Here is a 15,693-nt window from a genome sequence, read left to right as displayed (position 1 = left end):
GGATGATGTATTAGGCAGTACCGCCTACGGTGAGTTCATCAATTTTAAGACTGGGCTGACCAACGCCAACAGGCACACTCTGACCATTCTTACCACACACCCCAACACCGGTATCCAGCTCCAGGTCGTTACCAACCATAGACACTTTTTGCATAACATCCGGGCCATTGCCGATCAAGGTGGCTCCTTTAATAGGCTGCGTCACTTTGCCATCTTCTATCAGGTAAGCTTCTGAAGCTGAAAATACAAATTTACCCGACGTAATATCAACCTGACCACCGCCAAAGTTAGGCGCAAAGATCCCTTTCTTTACCGAGGCAATGATCTCATTTTGACTATGCTCACCTGGCAGCATATATGTATTGGTCATTCTTGGCATCGGCAGATGTGCATAGGATTCACGTCTGGCATTGCCAGTGGGTGCAACGCCCATCAATCGGGCATTGAGCTTATCCTGCATATAGCCTTTCAGCACCCCCTTTTCGATTAGCACGTTGTAGCCTGCCGGGGTGCCTTCATCATCAATATTCAGTGAACCACGACGGTTATCCATGGTACCGTCATCCACCACAGTGCATAGGCTGGAAGCCACTTGTTCGCCAACTCGCCCGCTAAATGCAGACGCGCCTTTACGGTTAAAGTCCCCTTCAAGACCATGTCCCACCGCTTCATGGAGTAGTACCCCCGGCCAGCCAGCACCTAGTACAACAGGCATCGCCCCGGCGGGTGCATCAACCGCTTCCAGATTTACGCGGGCCTGGTGAACTGCTTTAGTGACATAATGTTGCCAACGCGGTTTGCCGTCGACCAGCTCTCGGAAGTAATTGTAATCCAGACGGGCTCCCCCACCGGCACTGCCACGCTCACGGCGGCCATTTTTCGCCAGTAATACCGAGCAATTTAAGCGCACCAAAGGACGAATATCCGTTGCAAAAGTGCCATCACTGGCTGCGATTAACACTTCTTCGTATACCGCAGACATAGAGCTGACGACTTGCTCCGCTTCAGGAGCTAATTCCCGGATCGCGGCTTCAACTTCTCTCAATAACGAGACTTTATCGGTGTCACTCATGCTCAATAACGGCTGAGTTGCCTCAAATTGGGTCGCCGCTTTAACATCACTGAACACCTGAACCTGTTTATTCTCACCTTGCTGGGCAATACTTCTGGCAGCCATTGCAGCCTGGTTCAGTGCTTCCATATTAATGGCATCTGAGTAACTAAACCCCGTTTTCTCACCACTTACGGCGCGAACACCAACCCCCCGCTCAATATTATAACTGCCCTCTTTCACGGACCCATCTTCCAGCACCCAGGTTTCATGATAACTGGATTGGAAATACAGATCGGCATAGTCCACTTTGTGCTGATGAATGTATGCCAATGTCTGTTGCAATTGCTCCCGGGTTAAGTCACTGTCCGTCAGTAAATGTTGTTCGACGTGCTCGCTACCAAAATTACTCATAAAAATCGCTCTTAAATCGGTTATGTGCCGCTACAGGCATTTTCTGTCGGATGGCATGCAGGTCAGTCAGATCTAGCCGGGCATGAATCACACCTACCTGAGCTGGCGCTTCGCCAAGGCACACGCCCCAGGGGGAAACCACCAGGCTATGACCATAGGTTTGCCGACCATTCTCATGCTCCCCTACTTGCGCGGCTGCCACCACATAGCATTGTGTTTCTATCGCCCGTGCCTGTAACAAAGGCTTCCAATGTGCAGCCCCGGTGACGGTTGTAAAAGCACTGGGTACCAATAATATCTCTGCGCCCTGTTCACGCATCGCCTGATACAGACCCGGAAAGCGTAAATCATAGCAAACGCTCAAGCCCAAACGGCCAAAGGGGCTATCTACCGTGACAATGTCATCGCCGGGGCGAGTCAGAGTTGATTCCCGATATTGTCCGGCGCTGTCAGCGACATCCGCATCAAACAGATGGATCTTATTATAGCGTGCAACTTCGACCCCTTCATTGTTAAACAGCAGACTGGCAGCATAATAACGACCCTGACCATCTGTGAGGGCGATGGTGCCCGCAGCCAGCCAGATATTAAAGTCCCGGCAAAGCTGCTGAATTTGTCTGATCCAGTCATCATTACTTTGGGCTTGTGCAAGCGTTTGCTGAGGGGTCTGGCAAAACGCCAGCCATGATTCGGGTAAACACACCAGCGCAGGTTGCTTCAGTGTTTGCTGACTGAGTAAAGCTGCTAACTGCTTAAGATTCTCCTCAGGGTGTATTCCTGAACACATCTGCACAACATAGATATGACCGCTTTTCATGGTTGTTCCTCCTGACCTGCCTCTGAGTCCGGATTGCCGGGACCCGCCTCGGCTTCCACAGGCGCTTCGGTCTGTGTATCTGACGCGCCTTGCTGTGGCGTCTGCTCGCCTAGTCTGGATATATCTGCTTGCGTGTCTGAGGCTTCTTCGCCTTGAGGGACAACGGGCTGCCCCGATTTCTCAGGCTGTGACCCCGGCGGCTTAGGTAACTCGACCTCACGGCTCTTACGATCCAATTCGGTCACCACAGGTTCTTCCATCGTGCCAGTCACTTTAAATTTAATCTCAGAGATCACCCGTGCCGAGTGGATCACTTTATCAAGGGCCAGTGCCGCAAGACCCGTTACCGGATTCACCATCCACCCCACAATAACAGGTAAACTCGACGTAACCTGCGGAGCGACTGATAGCTCGTAGTCAATAGCTTTGCTATTGAGATCAGCATATCCTCTGACTGACAAGTCGGCTGGCACCCCATCCAACTGGGTATCCTCAGTATACACAACCCCTTTGTCGAGCTGGAAAGTGCCGTCAATGCGGTTATAGAAAAACCCTTTGGCAAACACATCTCGAAAGTCCAGTTTGAGTTTACGAACCAGTGAATCCAAACTTAGTAAAGAAAACACCCGTGTGCCCTGATCACTGATCTCAGCCAGGTGCCCTTCACCCAATTGCCATTTTACCGTTCCGTCCAGTGTAGCTACATCAAACTCATAAGGTGCATCTGCCCAGCTCAGTTCAAATTCAATGTCTGCACTGGAGTCCTGGACGCTGGAAGTAATATCAAACTCTTCCATTAACTGACCAAAGTCGCTGCTGGTCAGCGTGCCATTAAAGTGCGAGCGGCCATTATGCCAACCACCCGTACCTTGCAGCACATGATCCCCTTTATCCACCTGCAAGCGAGTGATCTGCAGCGCTTCACCGTCGCCTTGTAAAGCCAGATTCACTCTATCCAGCTGATACTGGGTTATACGGCAATCATCGCAGTTAAATTCTATCGCCGGAATGTTCGTTAGCCACTGCAATGATGCCTCAGGGGCAGTGTCTGAATCATCGATGGTAGCCGTTTCTGTTGTGGTGCTCTCGTCCGTCGTCTCAAGCGGGTTGAGCCGTAAATAGTCCGCTTGTATCTGGATTGGTTGCGCTGCATTATCATTGGGAAACTGCACTTGCGCTCTTAATTCCCTGGCATTCAACCGTGCCAAAAGCCCACTGGTTTGCGGACGAAGACTTAACTCAAAGTCATTTACACCGAGGTCAAAGGCATTCAACTGGCCTATCTGTGCACGCAGCGCATCAAAGGCAGGTAATATACCCGGCTGCTCCGACGGCTGATCTACCTGTTCAAGAATGCGGTCAATGAATGGCAGCCAGGGTGCCAGTGTAAGTTGAGGTTGAGTGATAGCCACGTTGAAACCAGGCTGACTTAATGCTCGATTATTCTCAGCAAAAACAAGCTGAGCACGTTCAATCAAACCACTGTTATTATCTAAAATGCCATCAAAATAGAGCTGTTCACCGAGTGTGACACTGATCAAATTAGAGATGTCGTCGCCACGTACCTGTGCCGTTAACTGCATACGCTCGTCTGCCAGCTTGCCAACCGGTGCCGGCAATTCAATACTGGCACCCTGTAAGTCGGATTTAAAGTTTGCCTGATAACTGAAGCCCTGTTCAGTGAAATCCAGCAAGACCTGCCCGGCCAATAAGGCATTGCCGGTAATAAAGTCGTCCATCAAGCCCTGTGTGAGCGGCAGCAACTTATCGCTGGCTGCACTCAAACGCGTCTCAATCCCAAGCTGATAACGGGCACTGTCGCCCTGCCCTGACAAGCTGAAAAGTAACGGCATCCCTCGCCACAACGCCCGGGTATTTTCCAGCTCAATGTTATCATCAATAAACTTCAGCGTGCCGCTTAGCTTGTCAAGCGCCATGCCTGGCTGTTCAAGATAGAGCGCATTGTCCTTGAATTCGACCGCCCCCAGAACATTAACATCCAGCGACGCTAAATCAATCAACAGGTCGACATTGCCTGTAACATCACCCTGAACCTGTGCGACTTGCAGAATATTCGCTAACGGATCGGCGATTGGTGTGGCATTGAAAAACGGTGCCAGCGTACTGGCTTCTGTGGTGTGCAGGATATTGACGGTCAGCAAATTTGTTTGTTCGAGATCAGCCAGACTAACCACTACGCCACGGTTCAATGTCTGGTTCAACAGCTCACCGCTATTAACTGTGATATCCATTCGCTCATCAGCAAAGTGCAATGTCACGTCACCATTGTGTAGAGCAGCCCAATCCGGAGCGAAGGCAAACTTAGCCTGATCAATCCGTGCCAGAACTTCAAAACGACCATGATGTCCGCGGTACGGAAATTCTGTCAACGGCCCTGACAACAAAACCTGAGTGTGTCTGAGTCGGCCACCCTGGATCCCACTATTAAGGTAATTGACCAGGTTTTCATTCATCAGTTGTAGCGGGAAATAGCGGCCCGCAATACTGGCATCGCCGCCAAATACATCGGCATATAAATCCAGCACAGGCTCTTCAAGCAAGCGTAAGTGCATTTCCAACGCAACGCTTAAATCCTCATTACTGAGCCACAGGTTATCCGACTGCACATGCCATTTATGTGCGTCATCCTGGTAAAAATGAATGTCTCCGTTGAGTTCTTTGACGGCGATTGGGGCAATAAACTGTTCTTCTACCAACAAAGCCTGATCTTGTGCACTGAGACTGAGCACACCGCGTTCTGGCGTGAGCATTAACTCGGCATTGAGCCCGGAGAATCCCGGAATCCCTCCGAGTTGTCGCCAGCCAGCTTCCTCTAACGCGAGCCACAACGACATGGGTGTATCACTGCCCATTGTCACTCTGGCGGCGGTTATCTGGCCAGCAGGAGATAACGCTTCTACTTGCTTCGCCCAGTCGAAGTGTGTGAGCGACAGTAACTGAGTGACATACCCCAGATCCAGGCCCTGCATCCACAGCGTGCGTTCACTGTTGCTAAAATGTCCCTCAATACTAAGCGGTGTGGGGCTTTGTTCATTTTGAGATAGCAGCAACTCAGAGCTACTTAAGGTCCAGCCATTTTGCCCCGGTTGCAAATGCACAGCACCACCTTGCACGGCCAGCTGCTTGTGAGTTTGCTCCTGTTGCCAGCTGATACTGCTCGGTAACCAGTTGACCAGAATATCGTTGAACTTGCCCTGTTCCAGTCGCGCCCAGAGTTGCATATTCACACTCGAACTGGCTGTTTGGTATTGCGGGTCAAGATACGTTTGCAGCCAGCTCATCAGCTCAACTTGCTGTGCATCAATGAAAATATCACCGGCCATTGCACTAAGCTGCTGACCATGAAAACGAAAACGCGCGTTTAGCTGGCCTTTGGCAAGACCTGGAAAGGAGATTTGCCCTTCACCATTGTGCACATCGGTACTGTTTTGCCAGATCAGATCCGGCACCAGTAGGGTGTGTGATTTGTCGTCCGCAACCAGTAAAGTCACCTGACTATTCTGAACTGCAAAATGGCCCGTATCGCCCAAAAACAGCTCTTCAATCAGCGCCTGTTGTTCAAACTCACCACTGCCACCTTCCATACTTTGCGCCATGGCCTGAATATCAACGGTGGCGTCAAATCCATCCAGCACAAAATAGTTAGATACCAGTCGCCACTGCCGGACTGACTCGACCAGGTTCAGCTGCAAACTGGTTTGTGCGATATGCAAAGAGATTGGAGAGCGGACGTTGTCTTCAAAACTGACATCACGCAACACCAGCGCCGGGCCATTGCCCTGCCAACTGGCGCTAATGCTGCCAATGTTTAACTCAACCCCGAGCTGCTGGTTAACCAGCGATTCAATATCCTGTTTATATTCATTGGCGTAAGGCAGGCTGTATTTGACCACCGAAACAAGCACGGCAAGCAGCACCAATGTGACAGCAAACACTTGCCACATTTTTCGTACACAAAAAAAACAAACCGCCTTAACTTGCATCGTGTCACTACATCATGACGACATCAAACTGCTCCTGGCTATACAGGCTCTCAGTCTGAATACTGACCTGCTTACCAATAAACAGCTCCAATTCGGCCAGGTTATGGTATTCGTCATTGACCAACGCTTCACTGACCGCCGGTGACGCATAAACCATGAACTTATCGGCATCATAAGCGCGATTTACGCGGACAATTTCGCGTAAAATTTCGTAGCAGACGGTTTCAACGGTTTTAAGAGAACCTCGGCCAGAACAAGCCGGACACACGTCACACAAAATATGTTCCAGACTCTCGCGGGTGCGCTTACGGGTCATCTCAACCAACCCAAGGGCAGATAAGCCATTGATATTGGCCTTGGCGCGATCTTTCGCCAGGGCTGTTTCGAGTGAATGCAATACCCGGCGCTTGTGCTCATCAGAAATCATATCGATGAAATCGATGATGATGATACCGCCCAGGTTGCGTAACCTAAGCTGCCTCGCGATGGCCGATGTAGCTTCAACATTGGTATTAAAAATCGTTTCTTCCAGGTTGCGATGACCGACGAATGCACCCGTATTCACGTCTACCGTGGTCATGGCTTCAGTTTGATCAAAAATCAAATAACCGCCTGATTTCAATTCAACCTTACGATGTAGCGCTTTTTGAATTTCAATTTCAACATCAAACAGGTCAAAGATTGGGCGCTCCCCAGGGTAATATTCCAGCGTTTGTGACAACTGAGGTACAAACTCCTCAGTAAAATCCTTAAGTTGCTGATAGGTCAGTTTGGAATCGACTCGGATGCGCTCCATGTCTTCACCGACATAGTCTCTGAGGGTACGAAACGCCAGAGTGAGGTCTTCATGAAGGATGCTGGCTTTGCTGGTTTTCTGTCGGCGTTTGATGATTTTTTGCCACAGCTTTTTGAGGAATTCAGCATCGTGTTGAAGCTCCGCTTCTGCTGCACCTTCGGCTGCCGTACGGACGATAAAGCCACCATTTTCATCATTGTACTGAGCAACAATTTTTTTCAGACGGCTGCGCTCTTCTTCGGTTTCAATACGCTGACTGACGCCCACATGAGTGGCATCCGGCATAAATACCAGATAACGCGAAGGAATGGTGATGTCTGTGGTCAGTCGGGCACCTTTAGTACCAATGGGATCTTTCACCACCTGCACCATAATAAACTGGCCTTGTTTTACCAGCTCCCGGATATCCTGAACCTTCTTAATTGGCTGATCGTCGACCCCTTCTTCAATCGACGCACTGTTTACAATATCTGAAGCGTGCAAAAATGCGGCTTTCTCAAGGCCTATGTCAACAAACGCAGCCTGCATGCCCGGCAGAACCCGACTGATTTTACCCAGGTATATATTGCCGACAATCCCCAGGTTACCAACCCGCTCAACCTGCACTTCTTGCAGTACACCGTTTTCAATGAGTGCAACCCGGCTTTCGCTGGGGGTCACATTGATCAATAACTCACTACTCATCTACACCCGCCATAAATGCTTTAATCAGTTCATCCGTTTCGTATAAAGGTAAGCCGACAACGGCAAAATAGCTACCAGATAACTGAGTCACGAATCGCCCTCCCAGTCCCTGAATGCCATAGCCCCCCGCCTTATCTTGCGGCTCACCACTGTGCCAGTATTGCTCAATTTCCTGTTCACTCAAGGGTTTAAATGTAACATCTGTTATCACAGTCTGGCTTAGCACACGTTTTGTATCCGCAACGGCAATCGCCGTCATCACCTGATGCGTTTGCCCGGATAACGCCTTCATCATAGCAATAAAGTCGTTTTGATCTGTGGGTTTGCCCAGCGCCTGCTGCTCAAGTACCACGATTGTATCACTGCCCAGTACAGGCGCATCCTGATAACCCATCGCTACACCACTGGTGGCTTTCAGGCGCGCCAGACGTTCAACATAAGCCAGCGGTGCCTCGCCGGGCAAGCGGCTTTCATCCGCATCCACTGCAAATTGTGAAAAGGTATAACCAAGCTGAGTCAACAATTCACGTCTGCGTGGTGATGCTGATGCCAGATAAAGTGTTGGTGTCATTAACGGATCCTAAAATGCCTGCGATATTTACGTAACAACAGGAAAACCCAGGGCCAGCACAGCATACCCACCAAAGCTGGCCATAAATATCTGGGATTAAAATAAATGTCTAGCAGGAAGTGATTCAGCCAAAACTGCAGTAGGTGATACAGCGCTAAAAACAAGCCAATGAGCACCGCCTGCTGCCAAATTGAGAAGTTTCTGATCTTCTGAAAGTTACTGGTCGTAATGTACAAACAGATAGAATAGGTCAGTGAATTCACGCCCAACGGTGATCCTGTTGCCAGATCCATTATCAGCCCGGTACACCAAGCCCAACCAATATTCACACGATGCGGCAAGGCAATAGACCAGTACATCAATACCAGTAAGACCCAATCAGGACGGAATGGTTCAATGGAGAACGGTAGCGGCATCAACGCCATAATTAAGGCAATAAACAGGCTTAGGGCGACCAGGGAGTAACTTCGGTTCATGCCTCAGGCTCCTCTTTGGCCATCTTACCCAGGATCACGAGCAAACGAATACGATCAAGCTGTGCCACGGGCTCAGCATACACTTTAGAGAAAGGCAGACCTTCATCGCGATCAATTTCTGTGACCACAGCAACGGGATATCCCTCTGGAAAGGTGCCGCCTAATCCCGATGTGACCAAAATATCTCCCAGACGAATATCCAGACTGTGTGGCACATGCTGTAACTGCACCAGATTGATCTTGCCAGTACCTTCGACCACAGTGCGCACGTCATTGCGCAGGATGCGTACGGGCGTTGCATGGGTCGTGTCCGTCATAAGTAACACGCGTGATGTGGTACTGCCCACTTGGGTCAGTTGTCCGACGATGCCCATTTCATCAATCACAGGCTGCCCTTCCAGCACCCCATCTATGGCACCTCGATTCACCACCACCTGATGGCTGTATCGACTCGACCGGACCGACAAGACTTCTGCAATCAGACGCTCTCTTTGCTGGCGGGAAGACGCCCCCAGTAATGCACGCAATTGCTGGTTCTCACGTAGTAAAAACTGGTACTGTTGAAGCTGTTCGCTTTGTAACAGCTGCTTTTTTCGTAAGGCTTCATTTTCCTGAAACAACCGGTCACGGGTATCCAGGCTTTTCGCACCCAGTGAAAAGACTTCATAGGGGACATTCGCCACGTAGAGCAGCGGACTTACCAGCGTATTGAGACTAGTCCGAACCAAAGTACCGCCTGAGGTATATCTATCACCAAGGATCAACAGTACGCTTAGCACAACTGCGACAGTAAGTCGCAGTTGTAGAGAAATGGTCCGTCCAAATAACAGGTTCATCAGTCGTAACTAAATACGTCACCACCGTGCATGTCTATCATTTCCAGTGCTTTACCACCACCACGGGCGACACAAGTCAATGGATCTTCTGCAACGACCACCGGGATGCCTGTTTCTTCCATCAACAGACGATCAAGGTCTTTCAGCAGTGCACCACCCCCTGTCAGCACCATACCATGCGCTGAGATATCAGAGGCCAGTTCTGGTGGAGATTGTTCCAATGCAACCATCACGGCACTGACAATACCCATGAGCGGCTCTTGCAGCGCTTCCAGAATTTCGTGTGAGTTCAATGTAAAAGAACGCGGTACACCTTCAGCCAGGTTACGACCACGCACTTCAATCTCAACCGGCACCTCACTCTTAAACGCTGAACCAATTTCGTGTTTGATATGCTCCGCGGTCGCTTCACCAATCAGGCTACCAAAGTTACGACGCACATAGTTGATAATGGCTTCGTCAAACTTGTCACCGCCAATACGAACAGACGATGAATAAACCACACCATTCAAAGAGATGATTGCCACTTCTGTGGTACCGCCACCGATGTCGACGACCATAGAACCCGTTGCCTCAGACACAGGCAGGCCAGCACCAATTGCCGCCGCCATCGGCTCTTCTATGAGATAGACTTCTCTGGCACCGGCCCCCATCGCAGATTCGCGGATGGCACGTTTTTCAACTTGTGTTGCGCCACAAGGCACACAAATCAAAACACGCGGGCTGGGACGCATAAAGTTATTGTTGTGTACCTGTTTGATAAAATGCTGGAGCATTTTTTCGGTGACGTAGAAGTCGGCTATCACACCGTCTTTCATTGGTCTGATGGCCTTAATATTGCCTGGTGTCCGCCCCAACATTTGCTTTGCTGCTGTGCCCACAGAAGCGACGCTCTTAGGTCCACCAGCACGCTCCTGACGGATCGCCACAACAGAAGGCTCGTTCAACACGATCCCTTCTTCTTTCACATAAATCAGGGTATTGGCCGTACCTAAGTCGATCGACAGGTCGTTTGAAAATAGTCCACGTAGTTTTTTAAACATGAGGCTGGGTAACCTTTAAAGAATTCTTTTTGCAAACCATACAGTGGCTCAGGCCACTGCGTTGAAATATTTCACTCTGTGTCTGTAACACAGCTGCACAGGCATGAATAACGCCACCTCATTGGCATCATTAAACAGCCTTAGCGTTCTCTTACTAATCTAAATCCAATGTAGTTGGCCCGGAAATCAGGAGCCAGGGCCAAACGCGTAGAAACACGTGCAAGGCTTGGCGCAAAGTTCCAGGCGCCGCCACGTACCGTTACGTCGTCCTGCGAAGCACGCTTTTGCGTCCACTCCCAGACATTACCCACGGTATCATAGAGCCCATAAGCATTGGCAGAAAACTGACCGACCGGCGCAGGGCTTTTGTTTGACCATTCGCTGCCACACCAGCCACAGTTAGCCTGGTTGCGGCCTATTTCATTGCCCCAGGGGTATTCCGAGGTAGTATCACCGCGCGCGGCATATTCCCATTCAACTTCATTTGGCAAACGGTATTGCATCCCCTGATCGCCAGATAACCAGTTTGCGTAAGCCTTGGCATCTTCATATGAGACACACACGACCGGAAAGTCATCTGCTTGCTCATAACCTGGCGAACGCCAGCTAAAGTCTATTTCCCAGACAGGTTCGCCATTTTTATAATGCGCACACCCCTTGCCTTTCTCAGCTTCAGTAACATACTGAGAGCTATCAATAAAACGTCGGAACTCGGCAACTGTAACTTCTTTGCTCTGCATGACATATGAATGGCTGAGCACTTTTTCTACCACAGGGCGCTCATTCGCCAGGCCATTGCCTGTCAGGTCGCCCATTTTGAAGCTACCAGCCGGAATGATCACGGTTTCGTTAATGATCCTATCCGGATTCACGACTGTAACGGGTTGAGGTTGTGCTATCGCGACTTGTTGTACTGGTTGAGTTTGCTCGCTTTTTGGTGTCGGTGCAGCAATCGACTCAGGCTTTTTTACCAGCCGGGCATTTAAGGTCCGGGCTCGTCGCAAATTCAGGTTAGCCTTGTATGGCTCATACCCCAGTTTGCGTACCTCAATGTCATGCATACCCGCGGGCAGATTCACCACAAGTTTAGTGGAACCATAGCTAACACCGTTAATAAAGACTTCGTCGTCATACACATTAGAGCGTAAGGTCAGCTCTACTTCACGATTTTTGGGTGGTTGAGGTGCGATATCCGCTGTGATATCCGGGGAAGCTGGTCGTGTTGCGACACTGACCACAGGCGTACTTTTTGACAATTCATTTGAAAATGTCAGCTGTTCATCGCTGTACGTAGTCGGATAGCTGGCCTGATAACCCAGCGCCAACGGCGAACCGTATTCGCTGCAGTAGCGATTATCCAGATTGAGCAAACTACACAGACGGCTGTTATTGACATCTCCGCGCATCGTCACGCTCAGGTTAACACTATAATTCCCCTGACCACTGAATGCGCTGCCAACCACGTGGCTACTCACTACCTGCACCTGCGCACCTGCCAGGTGACGCTTTGGCTCTACCACGCGCTGCTCAGTCAAATTTGCAAAGATTTGGTCAATAAAGTGCTTGGTTGCTTTTTGCAGACCCAATTGCTGACCGCGTTGTTCACACGCCGCTAAGGTTTCGGTACGTTTACAGTTGATGGTGTGATCTACTTCAAGAGTGCCTTCGCGGCTAAACTCGTTACGTAAACGTTCAATCCGGGCGGTACTCAACTGGTCATTCAAACCAGCAATGGTGTTCACGAGCGTATGCTTGGTAACGCGGATTTGCTCTATGTCTTTGCGATGTGATGCAATCGCCGCCAACTGCATCACTATGTCTTCTTTATTCTGTTTGTGCTCTGCAACTGCCTGCTGATATCTGCTCTGTGCCGCTGAGATATCCAGTGAGGGGTCATCAATCAGACGTCGATAGATATCATTCATTGCATCAAGTGCCTGATTCTTTTCTTTATCCAGCTCCGCCGAACGCTGTCGCAGCAGGTCGAGCTGTGCTTGTAAGCGCGTTTCTTCACTCAGATGCTTATCGAGTACCTGAGTATAGTTATCTAATTCAGCTTGCTTTTCAGTGCGCTCAGATTCAATGGCAGTCACAGTTGCAGTATCTTGCGCCGACACACTTAAAGATAAAAGGGTCGCAGAGACAAAAAGAGATAAAGGAGCAATTTGCATAAATTCCATTCCCAACAGCGGCAGTTGTTTGGTCTTTGTTATTTTTTATAATTTAGCGCTTAATGCTATGTACTTAAGAAGCAAAACACAAGCCTAGCACAATTAATATCTGAGTTTACAACTATTAGCCACTTCCTTACCAGTGTTCTACCAAGATTTTCATGAAATAATAGCGGCTATTCGACACGAAACGACACAGACAGAACCTGAGATGGATAAGCTTGATTTTCCTGAATCGCCATTACAACAGATCCGCGCGCCAGAACTCGACGCTGCGGGTGTTTCACTGCACATCAAACGCGATGATCTGCTCCATCCAACAATCCAGGGAAACAAGTGGCGTAAGCTCAAATATAACCTCAAAGCAATGAAGCAAGCACAAAAATCAGCCTTGCTCACTTTTGCCGGTCCCTTTTCCAACCATCTTTATGCGACAGCCATGGCCTGTAAGCAATTTGGAGTCCAGGGAAGTGCCATTATCCGAGGCCCACAACTAGACCAGAATAACCCGACTATCCGCTTTGCCAATGCCTGTGGCATAACGCTGCATGCAGTTACTCGCCAGGAATATAGATTACGCAATGACCCCGATTATCTGGCACAGTTGCAACATCAATTTCCAGACACTTTTATCATTCCCGAAGGGGGCAGTAATCAATATGCCCTGCAAGGTTGCAGGGAACTGGCTCAGAGTCTGCCTGAAAGTAATTTTGTTTGCTGCGCGGTCGGAAGCGGCGGCACATTGGCAGGGATGCTTGACGGGCTAAGTAGCGACTGTCAGTTGCTCGGGATCAGTGTGTTAAAAGGGGCTCAGTACCTTAGTGATGAAGTACAGAGGCTAAACCCGCATGCGGCGCAGCGCACTAACTGGCAGATTTTGCATGACTATCATGATGGCGGTTACGGTAAATTTTCAGCCTCGCTGTGGCAATTTTGTCTGCGTATGCGCCAGCAACATGCACTGCCACTGGAACCGATCTACACCGGCAAGCTAATGTATGCCGTGTGGCAACTCATTGAGCAAGGGTATTTTCCACGTGGCAGTCGCGTTACCGCTATCCACAGCGGCGGGCTGCAAGGCTTAGACGGCCTGCGCTACCGCAAACTCATCTAGCCCCTTACTCACAGGGCAGGCATTACAGGCTTTGCTCCAGCTGTAACAATGGCGCGCTAAAGTAATAACCCTGCGCGCCGTCCACACCCAGTTTTGTAATACACTCAAACTCTTCTTTGGTTTCTACGCCCACCGCATAAACCGGCACGCCGAGCTCTTTGGCCTGAGCAACAATTTGGCGCACAACACTGCGCCGCTTCGCTGAATGGTGCACTTCGTGAATGAGCTCAAATGCCAGTTTGAGTGCCGTCACTTGACCAAACCGACGCAGAGCTTCAAGTTTTAATGGCGCGTTGACATGGTCCAGAACAAACCGGCATCCAGCTTCAGACACGCCCGTCAGTACCTGGCAACAATACTCTTCATGCTGGTAAAAATCCTGAAGTGCCAGCTCAAAAGCAATGTCACTTGTCCGGCCTGAGGTCATCACTTGTTCACGCAACCAGTCAATGAACTCCACATTACTCCAGTTAAGGACATGCAGGTTTACACTCACAGAAAAGCCAGCGGGTTCTTTAACGAGCGCGTTGAGTGCATGACGTAAAATGGTCTTATCCAGCAGCATCAGATGCTCTGCCCGATGAATTTTATGAATAAATTGCCCCGCAGACATCAGTCCCAGAGATCGGTGGCGCACCCGTAGCAAGGCTTCGCTTTGGATCACATCTTGTTGCGCAAAGCCAAATAACGGCTGAAAGAACAACATAAACCGTCCAGCTTTAATGTCATCCATAATCTCACTTTCCGCCCGACGCAAACTGGTGCTCAAAGTATGATTCAATGGCATAACATGAACATGTTGCCAGACGTTACTTTGCGCAATACTCAGTGCAGAACGTACGACCTGATATACCATTGCCTGATCTGCGCCTTTGGTATAAAAACACACGCCACATTTCACTGCACTGCGCGACAGATCAGGGCGAAATGTGAGTAACGCCTGGTACACCACTTCATGGATGCGCCTCGCCAGTGCATCAACATCTACTTTATCAACGGGTGCTAATGTCATCACCAACGCACCAGAGGATAAATACTTACATGAACAGCGCTCGTACTTTGAGAAACAGCGGGCCAGCGTCACACTAAAATGACTTTGCGGATCCAACTCTTCTGGCAAGGTTTGACGCCACTTCAGCATTGCGAAAACAGACACCTTACGGCTCGCTTCTACGGCGTTTGCCTGAGTGTCCGGGGATAATTCAGAGGTAATAGCCCGGGCTTGTGCGGCAGACAGCTCTGCGCGCGGGAGACTGCCCATCCACCTGGAGAGTAAATATCCCGCGACCAACATCAAACAGTTCATAAACAAGACAACTGGTAAACAGTCTTGCAAAATAGGTGCGGGAGAAAGGTATAGCGCTGTATCAGCAAACTGAAATTTGACGCTTTCTGTCGCCCAAAGCCAGAGACTGGATGTCTGTCCTTCATCTGCAAACCCATAATGATGTACCAGGGTAGAAAACTCACTGACCCGATCACTACTCACGGTGGCGTCTAATTGCGCGAAGTGGCTTTGTAACTGGCCCGCTTGCTGAACTATCTGTGCATGGGTAAATTGCCATAATGCGCCGTTGACCAGTAGCCAGACAACCACAATCACCGCGCGTACACCCCACCCGGTAAAGACTTCTTTGTCAGCTTTTATTAATCGACGCATGCTGCTACACAAGCCAGTAAACCCTGTATCAAGTTTTGTTCAAGACAGGCTAAAAC

Annotated in this window: 11 protein-coding genes; 1 reads left to right on the top strand and 10 read right to left on the bottom strand. The window is 49.7% G+C overall.

The features are described from left to right. Positions 1-10: 10 nt before the first annotated feature. From tldD to QNM19_RS10910, 9 genes are all read right to left on the bottom strand, one after another. Positions 11-1,465, bottom strand: coding sequence for a metalloprotease TldD (tldD, locus tag QNM19_RS10950; protein WP_284026699.1), 1,455 nt, complete (start codon positions 1,463-1,465; stop codon positions 11-13). Then, on the bottom strand, positions 1,458-2,282 hold the full coding sequence (locus QNM19_RS10945) for a carbon-nitrogen hydrolase family protein (RefSeq protein WP_049862877.1): 825 nt from the start codon (positions 2,280-2,282) through the stop codon (positions 1,458-1,460). Before QNM19_RS10945 ends, tldD begins: the two co-directional genes overlap by 8 nt. Further along, positions 2,279-6,286 (bottom strand): YhdP family protein, encoded by a 4,008-nt coding sequence (locus QNM19_RS10940; RefSeq protein WP_082225296.1) that lies wholly within the window; start codon positions 6,284-6,286, stop codon positions 2,279-2,281. The genes QNM19_RS10945 and QNM19_RS10940 overlap by 4 nt, the downstream gene beginning before the upstream one ends. Positions 6,287-6,293: 7 nt before the next feature. Beyond that, positions 6,294-7,766: a ribonuclease G gene (gene rng / locus QNM19_RS10935; RefSeq protein ID WP_010386650.1), complete on the bottom strand. Its 1,473-nt coding sequence runs from the start codon at positions 7,764-7,766 to the stop codon at positions 6,294-6,296. Next, positions 7,759-8,337, bottom strand: a complete 579-nt coding sequence (locus QNM19_RS10930; protein ID WP_284026698.1) for a Maf family protein — start codon at positions 8,335-8,337, stop codon at positions 7,759-7,761. The genes rng and QNM19_RS10930 overlap by 8 nt, the downstream gene beginning before the upstream one ends. Beyond that, positions 8,337-8,813, bottom strand: a complete 477-nt coding sequence (gene mreD / locus QNM19_RS10925; protein ID WP_010386653.1) for a rod shape-determining protein MreD — start codon at positions 8,811-8,813, stop codon at positions 8,337-8,339. Before mreD ends, QNM19_RS10930 begins: the two co-directional genes overlap by 1 nt. After that, positions 8,810-9,649 carry a rod shape-determining protein MreC gene (mreC, locus tag QNM19_RS10920; protein ID WP_010386655.1) on the bottom strand — a complete coding sequence of 280 codons (840 nt, stop codon included), beginning with the start codon at positions 9,647-9,649 and terminating at the stop codon, positions 8,810-8,812. The genes mreD and mreC overlap by 4 nt, the downstream gene beginning before the upstream one ends. Further along, positions 9,649-10,692, bottom strand: a complete 1,044-nt coding sequence (locus QNM19_RS10915; protein WP_010386656.1) for a rod shape-determining protein — start codon at positions 10,690-10,692, stop codon at positions 9,649-9,651. The genes mreC and QNM19_RS10915 overlap by 1 nt, the downstream gene beginning before the upstream one ends. Before the next feature lie 140 nt (positions 10,693-10,832). Next, a complete protein-coding gene (locus QNM19_RS10910; RefSeq protein ID WP_049862879.1) occupies positions 10,833-12,863 on the bottom strand; it encodes an SUMF1/EgtB/PvdO family nonheme iron enzyme in 2,031 nt (676 codons plus the stop codon). 211 nt (positions 12,864-13,074) lie between these two features. Here QNM19_RS10910 and QNM19_RS10905 point away from each other — a divergent pair, with 211 nt between their 5' ends. Next, positions 13,075-13,977, top strand: a complete 903-nt coding sequence (locus QNM19_RS10905; protein WP_049862880.1) for a 1-aminocyclopropane-1-carboxylate deaminase/D-cysteine desulfhydrase — start codon at positions 13,075-13,077, stop codon at positions 13,975-13,977. 22 nt (positions 13,978-13,999) lie between these two features. Here QNM19_RS10905 and QNM19_RS10900 read toward each other — a convergent pair whose 3' ends face one another. Beyond that, positions 14,000-15,637: an EAL domain-containing protein gene (locus QNM19_RS10900; RefSeq protein WP_049862881.1), complete on the bottom strand. Its 1,638-nt coding sequence runs from the start codon at positions 15,635-15,637 to the stop codon at positions 14,000-14,002. Positions 15,638-15,693 lie beyond the last annotated feature (56 nt).

Source organism: Pseudoalteromonas ardens (genome assembly GCF_030125445.1).
GTDB classification, from domain to species: domain Bacteria; phylum Pseudomonadota; class Gammaproteobacteria; order Enterobacterales; family Alteromonadaceae; genus Pseudoalteromonas; species Pseudoalteromonas ardens.
Note: the sequence above shows the minus strand (reverse complement) of the source record. Positions and strands in the feature narration are given on the sequence as shown.